The following is a 12,521-nucleotide window of genomic DNA, read 5'->3' as shown; positions in this document are numbered from 1 at the left end:
GCGGGCGGCTAACCCCGGTCGCCGACTACGACTTCGCCCGCGCCCGCTGTTCGCCTGCCGCTGGCGCCGGCCTGCTGCCCTTTCCGTTTCCCTGAGCCCGTCGTGTGGCAGGCTCAGACGCTGTGGCGCCGGCGGTGCTGACGCGATCCCACCGCGCCATCCGCGTCGGCATGCGCATGGCGCGCCGCAGTCATCTCGGCCAGCACGGCGGCGACCTTGTGGTTGAGCGTGCCTTTCGGAATCACGCCCTTGGCATCGGGCTCGCCCGCCGCCACGCCGGTCAGCACGGTCATCGCCTCATCGACGGTCTTCACCGCGTAGATGTGGAAGCGTCCGTCCGCCGCCGCCTTCACCACGTCCTCGCGCAGCATCAGGTGGCGCACGCTGGCGGCGGGAATGACGACGCCGTGGCGGCCGTCCAGCCCGCGCGCGGTGCACAGGTCGTAGAAACCCTCGATCTTCTCGTTGACGCCGCCGATCACCTGCACCTCGCCGAACTGATTCACCGAGCCGGTGATGGCGAAGCGCTGCTGGATCGGGATCTGCGTCAGCGCCGACAGCAGCGCGCACAGCTCGGCGAGCGAAGCCGAATCGCCTTCGACCGGCGCATACGATTGCTCGAACACCAGGCTGGCCGACAGCGACATCGGCTGGTGCCGGGCATAGCGCGCGGCGAGAAAGGCGGACAGGATCAGCACGCCCTTCGAGTGGATGGCGCCGCCCAGTTCGGTTTCGCGCTCGATGTCGACCACGTCGCCCTCGCCCATGCGCACCGTCGCCGTGATGCGCACCGGATGGCCGAAGCGCTCGCCGGCCAGCTCGACCACCACTAGGCCGTTGATCTGGCCGGCGCGCTCGCCGTCGGTGGAGATCAGCGTCGTGCCTTCGAGGATGGATTCACGCACCCGGGAGGGGTAGCGGTTGCAGCGCCGGGCACGCGCTTCGAGCGCCGCCTCGACCTCGGCACGGCCGGTGGCGGCCAGCCCGTTCAGCCGCGCCTGATGGTCTGCCTCGCGCATCAGGTCGGACAAGGCGCGCGTGTTCAGCGACAGGCGGCCGGCATCCTCGGCCAGGCGCGCGCCTTCCTCCACCAGCCGTGCCACGCCGCTGCGGTCGATCGGCAGCAGCTTCGCGCTGCGCACCAGCAGCGCCATCAGGCGGGCGTACTCGCATTCGTTGGGCGGCGTGCGCGGCAGATCGTCATCGAAGTCGGCCGCCACCTTGAACAGGTCGGCGAACTCCGGGTCGTTGTCCATCAGCAGGTAATAGATGTCGCGGTCGCCGATCAGCACCACTTTGAGCGCGCTCGGCACCGCTTCGGGCTCCAGCGTCAGCGCGCCGCTCCAGCCCTGCGCCTCGGCCGGCGGCTCGATGCGGATCTCGCCCGCACGCAGGCAACGCTTCAGGCCTTCCCAGGCATAGGGCTGGGTCAACAGGCGCTCGGCATCCACGACCAGATAGCCGCCGTTGGCGCGATGCAGCGCACCGGCGCGGATCAGGTTGAAATGGGTGACCTGGTTGCCCTGCTGCACCACGTGCTCGATACGGCCGATCAGGTTGCCGTAGCCGGGGTTGTTCTCGAACACCACCGGCGCGCCCTGCGAGGCCGAATGATCGACCAGCAGCTTGACCTGATAGCGCTGGTAGCGGGAAGCTTCCTCGGGTTCGGCGATATCCTCGTCTTCCTCGTCGAGCATCGTGCCCCGGATCGCGCTGTCGAGCACGTCCTTGTCCACTGCGTCGAGGAAGGCCAGCACCTCGGGCAGGTCGGCGTGGGCCTCGCGCACCTCGCGCAGCAGGTGCGACACCGCCGGCCCCAGCACCTCCGTCTCGGCGCGCTCGATCGATTCACGCACCGCCTTGCGCCAGCCGGGAAAATCGTTGAGCAGGTCCTCGAGCTTCTCGCTCCACGCGGTGACGCGCGCCTCGATGGCCTTGCGCTCATCCTCGGGCAGGGCCTCGAAAGCTTCGGGCGACATCACCTCACCCTCGCGGGTGGGCGCGAAAACGAAGCCTTCCGGCGTCTGCAGCAAGGAAATGGATTCGGCCGCGCAGGCTTCGCCGAGCTCGCGCAGCGCGCCGTCCTCGCGTGCCTTGTGGGCGCTCTGCAGGGCCTCGACACGCTCGGTATGGGCCTCGCTGTCGAGCGCCGCGCCCAGCGCCGGGCCGAGTTCGCGGATGAAGGTCTGCATGTGGCCGCGCAGCGTGGCGCCGCGTCCGGCCGGCAGCGCGAGCAGCTTCGGCTTCAGCGCCTCGTCGAAGTTGTGCAGGTAGCACAGGTCGGGCGGCACCGGCTCGGCCGCCGCGCGCTCGCGCAGCAGGCGGAAGGTGGTGGCATGCTTGCCGCTGCCCGGCTCGCCCAGCACGAACACGTGGTAGCCGCTGTGGCCCATGGCGAGGCCGAACCTGATGGCCTCGACGGCGCGCGCCTGGCCGAGGTCGCCGGCATGGCCGCCGGAAGGATCATCGAGGGATTCGGTGGTATCGAAAGTGAAACAGGCGGGATTGCAATAGGTGCGCAGTGCCGATGCCGGCAGGGCCACGGGTTCGGCCATCGTTGTCATTCTCCAGAAGCCGGATTCGATCCGGAGCCGAATGATACACCGCGGCCCCGCCCCGCCCCGGGCACCCCGCCAGTCCCCGCCTGTCGAATCCGTCACGGCATCCCCGCCGCTCGCCTGCCTTCCTTGCACCGTGCTCCCCCACTGCCGATAATCGGCACACTCCAGACAGCGGCCGAACATGAAAGTCATCCCGATCCACGACGCCTCGATTCCGATGCCGGCCGGCGGGCCGGCGCAGGCCCTTGCCGCGGGTGGGGCCGTGCTCGATCAGCGTGGGCGCGGCATGCGCGACCTGCGCATCTCCGTCACCGACCGCTGCAATTTCCGCTGCATCTACTGCATGCCGCGCGAAGTGTTCGACGACGACTACCCCTTCCTGCCGCGGCGGGAACTGCTCAGCTTCGAGGAAATCCTGCGTGTCGCACGGCTGTTCGCCGCCCGCGGCGTGAGGAAGATCCGCATCACTGGCGGCGAGCCGCTGCTGCGCAAGCACGTCGAGAACCTGATCGAAATGCTCGCCGGGCTCGATGGCATGGAAGTGACGCTGACCACCAATGGCGTGCTGCTGCCACGAATGGCCCGCAGCCTGAAGGACGCCGGCCTGCATCGCGTCACGGTCAGCCTGGATGCGCTCGACGACGCCTTGTTCCGCCGCATGAACGACGCCGACTACCCGGTGGAGAAGGTGCTGGAAGGCATCGCCGCGGCAAAGGACGCCGGCCTCGGCCCGGTCAAGGTCAACATGGTCGTCAAGCGCGGCACCAACGACGGCGACATCGAGGCGATGGCGGCGCATTTCCGCCACAGCGGCCACATCCTGCGCTTCATCGAGTTCATGGACGTCGGCGCCTCCAACGGCTGGAAGATGGACGAGGTGCTGCCGTCGCGGGAGGTGGTCGCGCGTATCGCCCGGCTCCATCCGCTGGAGCCGGTTTCCCCCAATTACAGCGGCGAAGTCGCCGAACGCTGGCGCTACGAGGACGGCGCGGGCGAGATCGGCGTGATCTCGTCGGTGACGCAGGCCTTCTGTTCGTCCTGTACGCGCATCCGGCTGTCGACCGAGGGCCGGCTCTACACCTGTCTGTTCGCGCAGCACGGCCACGACCTGCGCGGCCTGCTGCGCAGCGGCGCCGGCGACGCGCAACTGGACGCGGCGATCACCCGCGTATGGCAAGGGCGCGAGGACCGCTACTCCGAGGTCCGCACCGCCGAAACCGCCGCGCTACGAAAGATCGAGATGTCCTACATCGGCGGCTGAGCCGCGGGCGAATCGGCGCCGGCGCGGAACCTTGCGCAGCAAGCGGCGGCCCAATCGATGAGCGCAGACATTGCAAAATGCACATCCGCCCCAATCTGAACCGGAATCCACTCCCGACATCCGCGATAAGCTCTCGACTCGGCCCGCCGACGCCACGCAGAGCACGCCCCCGACAACCCTGACCCCGACCGGAGAACACCCGATGCGCCAAGCCGAACGCGCCATTTTCGACCTGCGACGCGGCCTTCCCATCCTCGTGCGTGACAACGGCAGCACCACCCTCCTCCAGGCCGTCGAAGGGCTCGACGACGAGGCCCTGGCCGCGCTGCAGGCATTGAGCGGTACTCCCCCCGGCCTCGTGCTGTCCAGCCACCGCATGGCAGCACTCGGCGTCGCCGGCGTGGATGCGCCAGCCACCGTCTCGCTGTCCCCCCTGCCCGACAGCCTGCGGCTGCGTGAGCTCGCATGCGTACGCGACGCCCGCCTGCCTGCCGGCGCCCGCCATGCCCCCGCCGACAAGGCCGGCCAGGCGGCCGTGCGCCTGCTGTCGCACGCCCTGCTCGTACCCGCCGCGGTCACGAGCACCGTGTCAGCCGCGCAGGCCGATGCAGTCGCGGCCGAAGTCGCCAGCGGCAACCTGCTCGTCGTCGACGCCGGGGCGGCGCTCGAGCTCGGCGCAGGCGGCCCCGGCGCCCTGACCCGCATCAGCGAGGCCCGTGTGCCGCTGGCCGAGGCCGAGAACAGCCGCTTCGTGCTGTTCCGCGAGGCGGACGGGGTACACGAGCACGTCGCCGTCGTCATCGGCACCCCCGCCGACTGGCCCGAGGATGTGCCGGTGCGCCTGCACTCGTCCTGCCTCACCGGCGACCTCTTCGGCAGCCTGCGCTGCGACTGCGGCGAACAACTGCGCCGCGGGGTGGCGGCGATCAATGCCCAGGGCGGCGGCGTGCTGCTGTACCTGTCGCAGGAAGGGCGCGGCATCGGCCTGGCCAACAAGCTGCGCGCCTATGGCCTGCAGGACGAGGGACTGGACACCATCGACGCCGACCAGACCATCGGCTTCTCCAAGGATGAGCGCAACTTCCGTGTCGCCCACGAAATGCTGCAGCAGCTCGGCGTATCGCGCATCCTGCTGCTGACCAACAACCCCGGCAAGGTCGAGGCGCTGCAGCGCGCCGGCATCAACGTCACCGCGCGCCAGGCGATCTATGGCGACGTCACGCAACAGAACCAGCGCTACCTGACGACCAAGGCCAACCGCCACGGCCACTGGCTGCACGAACTGCTCAACGAACAGGGCGAACCATCCTCGCAGGTGCCCGAGAGCCTGCCTGCGCCCGAAACGGCCGCGCGCAGCTGAGCGCCATCGTGGCCAACGGCAACGCGATGACGCCCCAGCGGCCACCCAGCAACGAACACGACGCAAGCCTCCTCGCCGACGCACCCCCGCGCCAGTCCCTCGCCACGCTGCTCAACCTCGCCATCATGCTGGTGTGCGCAGGGGCCATCACCGCCCTCTGGCTGATCACGCTGCAGCGCATCGCATTCGAGCGCGAGCAGGCCGTGGCCGCGGCGGTGCAATCGAATTCGAACCTGGCGATCGCCTTCGAACAGCAGATCTTCCGCACCCTGAAAGCGGCCGAACAGGTCGCCGTCTTCGTTCGCGAGCGCTATCTCCAACAAGGCTCGGCAATCGATCTGCAGCAACTGGTGGAGCAGCAGATCATCAGGGAGACGATATTCAGCATCGTCAGCGTGGTGGACGAGAACGGACGGATCGTCAGCAGCAGCAACAGCCAGGTCAATGGTTCCGTGAACTATGCCGACCGCGCCTTCTTCCAGGCACAGCGCGCGCCACGCGCCGACGAACTGTTCGTCAGCCGGCCCGTGTTCGGCCGCATCTCCAGGCACTGGCAGATCCCGATGTCGCTGCGCATCTCACGGCCCGACGGCAGCTTCGGCGGGGTGATCGTGATGTCGGTGGCCCCGGCGGATCTCACCGATTTCTATCTGCAGGCCGACCTGGGACAGCAAGGCCTGCTGGAGCTCACCGGCCTCGATGGCGTCGTGCTCAGCCGCAAGACCGGCAGCCGGAACGATTTCGGCCTCGACGCCAGAGAACTGGCCTGGTTCCAGCGCCATGGCACGACGGTCACGGACGGCTTCGTGGACAATGGCGAAGCCATCGACAAGGTCGCACGCATCGTCAGCTACCGCGGCATGGAGGGCTACCCGCTGATGGTGGCGGTGGGCACCAGCTACGCCGACGAACTGGCGCCGGCGCTGCAGCGGGAATCGAGCTATCTGCTGATGGCGAGCAGCGCGACCGTCGCGCTGCTGGTGTTTTCCGGCCTGCTGGTGCTGATGCTGGCGCGCCAGCGCGCGGCGGTCGACGCCCTGCGCGCCAGCGAAGCCCTGTTTCGCGCGACCTTCCACCAGGCCGCCATGGGGATCGCCCACATCGCCCCCAACGGACGCATCCTGGGTGCGAACGAGAAGTTCTGCCTCATGCTGGGCTATAGCCGCGAAGAACTGCATGCCCGCACGGTATTCGAACTGGGCGACGAAAAGGGACGGGACGAGGCCCGCCGGCTTCTGGCTCGCCGCCTGTCGGCGGCATCCCCCGCGCTCTCGCCGGAAATCGAAAAGCCGTACCGGCGCAAGGACGGCTCCGTCCTCTGGGTGTGCGAGGCGCTCAGCGTGGTCCGCGGCGCCCACGGCCGGCCGGACTTCCTGGTCGCGATCACGCAGGACATCACCTCGCGCAAGGCGCTCGAAGCCCGCCTCTCGCACGCCGCCCTGCACGATGCGCTGACCGGCCTGCCCAATCGCCTGATGTTCATGGATCGCTTCTCGCAGGTGCTGGAATCGGCACGCCGCCACGCCGGACTCGCCGGCGTGCTCTACATCGACCTGGACGGTTTCAAGGCCGTCAACGACAAGCACGGCCACGCGACCGGCGACCAGTTGCTGCTGCAGGTCGCACGGCGCCTCGAAGGCTGCGTGCGGGCCGAAGACACGGTGTCGCGCTTTGGCGGCGACGAATTCGGCATCGTGCTGGCCACACTGAGCCAGGCGCGGGACTGCGAGGCGGTGGCGCTGAAGGTGATCCATGCCCTGGCGACGCCATTCGAACTCGGCGGTACGGCGATCCGGATTTCGGCCAGCGTGGGCGCGGCGGTGTTCCCCATCCACGGCGAGGATGCCTCCACCCTGCTGGAACAGGCCGACACCGCCATGTACGCCGCCAAGAACGCGGGCAGGAACCAGTTCCGCTGGAACTCGGCGTCCGGTAGCGAAAGCCCACCAGCGTAAGGGCCGGCCGGACGCAGCGCCCCCGCGCTCAGCCCCCGACCGGCTTCACCCTGCCCGCCGCCAGGCGCGCGTGCTCGCGCGCCTCGGCGACATCCGCGCCATTGGCGACCGCCACGCCCATGCGGCGCTTGGCGAAGGCCTCGGGCTTGCCGAACAGGCGCAGGTCGCTGCGCGGCACGGCCAGCGCCTCGGCAACGCCTTCGAAGGCGATGCCGGCGGCGTCCATGCCACCATAGATCACTGCCGACGCACCGGGCTCGCGCAGCGCGGTATCCACCGGCAGGCCGAGGATGGCGCGCGCATGCAGTTCGAACTCGGAAAAGCGCTGCGAGCACAGCGTCACCAGGCCGGTGTCGTGCGGCCGCGGGCTGACCTCCGAGAACCACACCTGGTCGCCCTTGACGAAAAGCTCGACGCCGAACAGGCCGCGGCCGCCGAGGTTGTCCGTCACCGCCCCGGCGATGCGGCGCGACTCGGCGAGCGCAGCCGCGCTCATCGGCTGCGGCTGCCAGGATTCGACATAGTCGCCCCCCACCTGCACATGGCCGATCGGCTCGCAGAAATAGGTCTGCACGCTGCCTCCCGCATCGCGTGCGCGCACCGTCAGCAGCGTGATCTCGTATTCGAAATCGATGAACCCCTCGACGATGACGCGGCCCTGGTTCACCCGCCCGCCCGACGCGGCATGGTCCCAGGCCTTTTCCACATCCTCCGGGCCGCGCAGCATGGACTGCCCCTTGCCCGACGACGACATCACCGGCTTGACGATGCACGGGTAGCCGATGCCGCCATCGATGGCGGCCCGCAGTTCCTCCAGCGAATCGGCGAAGCGGTAGGCCGAGGTCGGCAGGCCCAGCTCCTCGGCGGCAAGGCGGCGGATGCCCTCGCGGTTCATCGTCAGGCGGGTGGCGCGCGCGGTGGGAATGACCTCGGCAAGACCGGCGGCCTCGATCTCGCCCAACATGTCGGTGGCGATGGCCTCGATCTCGGGCACGATCAGATGCGGGCGCTCCTGCTCGACCAGCGCGCGCAGCGCGGCACCGTCCGTCATCGGAATGACGTGGGCGCGATGCGCCACCTGATGGCCCGGGGCATCGGCATAACGGTCGACGGCGATCACTTCGACACCGAGGCGCTGCAGCGCGATGACGACTTCCTTGCCCAGTTCGCCGGCACCGAGCAGCATCACGCGCAGCGCGCTGGACGAAAGAGGGGTACCCAGCTTCATGCAATCACTCCTTGAGATCGGAATCGCGGTTCAACCACGGAGTGCGCATGGTAATACGACTGCGGCCGGATCAGTCCGCCTCCACCTCCGCCGGCCGCTCGTAGCGGTAAAGCAGGGTGTCGCACGCCGCGCAGGACACGATCCGGCGCACGTCCCGCCCGGAGCCCAGTCCCTCGTCCTTCAGTTCGCCCTTGCCGCAGGCGTGGCAGGCCGCTTCAGGCTGGCCCTGCGCGGCGAGGAAATCCTCGCGCAGCGGCAACGCGCGCTTCTGCCTTTCGCGGCGCTGGTGCGCATACAGCACCAACCACATGACGAAGAACAATCCGATCAGGAACAGCATGGGCAGGAATTTGGACATGGGCTTCGCCTCGCGGGCCAGTAGATGGCTCCAGTCTATGGCCCCATGGCCGGGTCTGTACCTGTCAGAGGTCAAGTCCGCGAAACGGCCCCGGCTGCGGACGCCTCGTCCAGTTCGTCGAGGCGCGCCGATTCGATCTTGTGGAAATGCGCGCTGATCTTGCGGCTGGACGTCTGCACGTCCTGCACGTCGCGGCTGGCCTGCTCGATGTGGCGCGCCAGCGCCGCCATGCGCTCGTCGAAACGCTGGAAATCCTTCGCCAGCCTGCCGAGCGCGTCCTGGATGACATGGACCTGCTTGCGCGTCTCGACGTCCTTCAGCACCGCGCGTGCGGTATTGAGCACCGCCATCAGCGTGGTCGGCGACACGATCCACACTCGCTTCTGCTGCGCATAGGCGACGGTTTCCGGGTGATAGGCATGGACTTCGGCGAACACGGCCTCGGCCGGCAGGAACATCACCGCGCCATCCGAGGTGGTGCCGGGCAGGATGTATTTGCCGGCGATGGCGTCGACATGGCGCTTGAGGTCGATGCGGAAGGCGCGCTGCGCGGCGGCGCGCTCCGGTTCGCCGGCAGCCCCGTCGAACATGCGGTGGTAGTTCTCGAGCGGGAACTTGGCATCCACGGCAATCCGCCCGGTCGGCTCGGGCAGCGTCAGCAGGCAATCGACGCGTGTGCCGTTGGGCAGCACCTGCTGGAAGGCGAAGGCGTCCGGCGGCAGCATGTTCTGCACCAGTGCCTCGAGCTGGACCTCGCCGAAGGCGCCGCGCGCGCGCTTGTCGCCGAGCAGTTCCTGCAGGCTGACGACGTTGGTGGTGAGGCCGTCGATCTTCTTCTGCGCCTCGTCGATCGTCGCCAGCCGCGCCATCACGCTGGCAAAGGTCTCGTTGGTCTTGCGGAAGCCCTCGTCGAGGCGCTGGTTGACCTGGCCCGACAAAGTGTCCAGGCGCCCGTCCACGCTCTGCGTCAGCGCCTGCATGCCGCGCGAAAGCTGCATCGACGCTGCGCTCAGGCCGCGCTGCAACAGGTCGCGGTCGGCGCGCGCATGCTCGCCGATGCGGTCGGTCTGGCGCGCCAGGCCTTCGTGCAGGTCGCGCAGGATCTCGCGATGCTGGACGCCGAGCTGCTGCTCCATGTGCCCGGCCAGCGTGTCGACGAGTTGCTCCTGCAGCCTGCGTTCGCCGGCATGGCTGCGGACCAGCAGCCACAGCAGCAGGAGCAGCACCGCGGCGAGCAGGCCGGCCAGCAGCAACTCGGCCGGGGTCATGGCGGGTATCGGCAGCATGCGGGGCGCCGTCAGGCCAGGGCGCGCAGGCTGGCCAGCGGCGGCCGTGACAACAGCTTGCGCGTGCCCAGCCAGCCTCCCGCCACGACGCCCGCGGCCCCCAGCAGCACGGCCACGACCACCGGCAGCAGCGCGGGCACGTATGCCATCTTGAACACCTGTCCGGCCAGCACCCAGCCGAGCGCGCTGGCACCGACACCGGCAAGCACGCCCGCCACGCCGCCCAGCACGAGGAATTCGGCCAGCAGCGCCTGCCGCACCTGGCGGTTGCGCGCACCCAGGGTGCGCAGCATGGCCAGTTCGTACTCGCGCTCGTCATGCGTGGCCTGCAGCGCTGCGTACAACACCACCAGGCCGGCCAGCACGGCGAAGCCGAACACGAACTGCACGATGACGATCAGCTTGTCGGTCATCGCCTGTACCTGCGCGACCACCGCGGCAATGTCGATCACCGACAGGTTGGGGAAGGCGCCGACCAGCCTGGTGGTGAAATCATGCTCGGCCGCCGGCAGGTGGAAGCTGGTGATGAGGCTGGCGGGATAGTCTTCCAGCAGCCCTTCGGAGGCGATGAAGAAGAAGTTCACCCGCATCGAGTCCCAGTCGAGCTTGCGCACGCTGGTGATCGGCGCCTCCACGCGCTGGCCCGCGATCTCGAAGGCCACCCGGTCGCCCAGCTTCAGGCCGAAGGTCTGCGCCAGCCCCGTCTCGACCGAGAACTGCGGCGTGCGCTCGCCGCCATGCCAGCGGCCGGCTTCCACCTCGTTACCGCCGGGCAGCTCCGCCGCATAGGACAGGTTGAACTCGCGCTCGGCCAGGCGGCGGGTGCGCTCGTCCTCGTAGCCGCCAGGGTCGACCGGCTCGCCGTTGATCGCCACCATGCGGCCGCGGATCATGGGCTGGATGCCGGGCACGGCCATCCCTTCGGCGGCGAACAGTTCGGCCACGCCGGCGCGCTGGTCGGGCTGGATGTTGATGACGAAGCGGTTGGGCGCGTCGGGCGGCGCCATCGCCCGCCAGTTGTCCAGTAGGTCGGCGCGTACCAAGGTGAGCAGCAGCAGGGCCGTCATGCCCAGACCCAGCGCCGCGGCCTGGATCACGCTGCCGCCCATGCGCCGGCCGAGCGCGGCGATGCCGTAGCGCCAGCCGCCACCGCGCAGGCTGCCCTGCCCCTTCAGGCGTCCCGCCAGGCGCAGCACCCACCATGCCGCGAGCGCGAACACACCCAGCGCCACGGCGAAGCCGGCCGCCACCATCCCCCCCAGGCGGGCATCGGCCGCGATCCAGAAGATGAGGCCGAGCAGCGCCGCCAGGCCCAGGGCCCAGGCCGTTCCCGACACCGGCTCGGCCAGCTCGAACTCGCGCCGCAGCACGCGCAGCGTGCTGACCTTGCCCAGGCGCAGCAGTTGCGGCAGCACGAAGCCCGCCAGCAAGGCCATGCCGACCACCACGCCATGCGCCAGCGGCAGTAGCGAAGGCGCCGGCAGCTCGGTGGCGAGAATCTCGCGCAGGCCGCCGGCCAGGCCCCACTGCACCGACCATCCGAGCGCGGTGCCGGCCACGGCCGCGGCCAGGCCGAACAGCAGGAACTCGCCGACGACCACGCCCAGCACCCTCGCCTGACTGGCCCCCAGCACGCGCATCACCGCGCAGCCGTCCAGGTGGCGCGCCATGAAACGCCGCGCCGACAGGCCGACCGCCACCGCGGCGAGAATCACGGCCAGCAAGGCCGCCAGCCGCAGGAAGCGCTGTGCCTGGTCGAGCGCCGCACGCACCTCGGGACGGGCGTTCTCCACCGTCTCCACGCGCTGGCCGCGGCCCAGGTTCTCGCGCGCCCAGCGTTCGTAGCCTTCGACCGCCTGCGGCAGGCCGGCCACGTGCAGGCGCCAGGTGGCGCGGCTGCCCTCGGCGATGAGGCCGGTGGCATCCAGATCCTTCAGGTTGAAGATCGCGCGCGGCAACAGGCTGAAGAAGTTGGCGCCGCGATCGGACTCGAAGCTCACCATCGCGCCGACGCGGAACGCGATCTCGCCGAGGCCAACCGTGTCGCCCACCGCGACGCCCAGCTCGGCGAACAGGCGTTCGTCCAGCCACAGCTCGCCCGGCGCCGGCGCACGGCCGGCGGCCGCGTCCGGCTGGTTGGGGCCGGGCGCGATACGGATCGCGCCGCGCAGCGGGTAGCCCTCCTCGACCACCTTGACCCCTGCCAGCACGGCAGTCTCCTCGGTGCTGGCCATGCTGGTGAACAACACCGTTCCGGCGGCCTGCAGGCCGCGTCGGCGCGCTTCTTCGGCGAAAGCCGCCGGCCACGGCTGGTCGGCACGCAGCAGCAGGTCGCCGCCGAGCAACTGGTTGGCCTCGCGGTCCAGCGCGCGGCCAACGCGGTCGGCGAGGAAGCCCACGCTCGTCAGGCTGGCAACGGCGATGACGATGGCCAGCCCGAGCAGGTGCAGTTCGCCCGCACGCAGGTCGCGCAGCATCATGCGGAAAGCCAGGCGCAGTGTCTTCATCGAAG

General features: G+C 69.5%; 8 protein-coding genes. 3 read left to right on the top strand and 5 right to left on the bottom strand.

The annotated features are described in order from the left end of the window. Positions 1-113: 113 nt before the first annotated feature. Positions 114-2,555, bottom strand: a complete 2,442-nt coding sequence (locus C666_RS12460; RefSeq protein ID WP_004339668.1) for a Lon protease family protein — start codon at positions 2,553-2,555, stop codon at positions 114-116. 187 nt (positions 2,556-2,742) lie between these two features. Between C666_RS12460 and moaA the strand changes: the two genes are divergently transcribed. The 3 genes from moaA (at position 2,743) to C666_RS12445 (ending at position 7,137) form a co-directional block, all read left to right on the top strand. Then, on the top strand, positions 2,743-3,822 hold the full coding sequence (moaA, locus tag C666_RS12455) for a GTP 3',8-cyclase MoaA (RefSeq protein WP_004339666.1): 1,080 nt from the start codon (positions 2,743-2,745) through the stop codon (positions 3,820-3,822). Positions 3,823-4,024: 202 nt separating this feature from the next. Next, the gene (locus tag C666_RS12450; RefSeq protein ID WP_004339664.1) at positions 4,025-5,182 is read left to right on the top strand and encodes a GTP cyclohydrolase II; all 1,158 of its coding nucleotides are present in this window, start codon (positions 4,025-4,027) and stop codon (positions 5,180-5,182) included. Between the two features lie 8 nt (positions 5,183-5,190). Beyond that, entirely contained in the window at positions 5,191-7,137 is a 1,947-nt protein-coding gene (locus C666_RS12445; protein ID WP_004339661.1) for a sensor domain-containing diguanylate cyclase, read from the top strand. A 28-nt stretch (positions 7,138-7,165) separates the two neighbouring features. Here C666_RS12445 and purT read toward each other — a convergent pair whose 3' ends face one another. The 4 genes from purT to C666_RS12425 form a co-directional block, all read right to left on the bottom strand. Beyond that, complete coding sequence (gene purT, locus C666_RS12440; RefSeq protein ID WP_004339660.1) at positions 7,166-8,365, bottom strand: formate-dependent phosphoribosylglycinamide formyltransferase; 1,200 nt, start codon at positions 8,363-8,365, stop codon at positions 7,166-7,168. A 70-nt stretch (positions 8,366-8,435) separates the two neighbouring features. Next, positions 8,436-8,723 carry a hypothetical protein gene (locus tag C666_RS12435; RefSeq protein ID WP_004339657.1) on the bottom strand — a complete coding sequence of 96 codons (288 nt, stop codon included), beginning with the start codon at positions 8,721-8,723 and terminating at the stop codon, positions 8,436-8,438. A gap of 71 nt (positions 8,724-8,794) precedes the next feature. Next, positions 8,795-10,009 carry a DNA recombination protein RmuC gene (locus tag C666_RS12430; RefSeq protein ID WP_028791974.1) on the bottom strand — a complete coding sequence of 405 codons (1,215 nt, stop codon included), beginning with the start codon at positions 10,007-10,009 and terminating at the stop codon, positions 8,795-8,797. A gap of 11 nt (positions 10,010-10,020) precedes the next feature. Beyond that, positions 10,021-12,516: an ABC transporter permease gene (locus C666_RS12425; RefSeq protein ID WP_004339650.1), complete on the bottom strand. Its 2,496-nt coding sequence runs from the start codon at positions 12,514-12,516 to the stop codon at positions 10,021-10,023. Positions 12,517-12,521: the final 5 nt, after the last annotated feature.

This window comes from Thauera linaloolentis 47Lol = DSM 12138, assembly GCF_000310205.1.
GTDB classification, from domain to species: domain Bacteria; phylum Pseudomonadota; class Gammaproteobacteria; order Burkholderiales; family Rhodocyclaceae; genus Thauera; species Thauera linaloolentis.
This window is presented reverse-complemented; position numbering and strand designations above follow the sequence as displayed.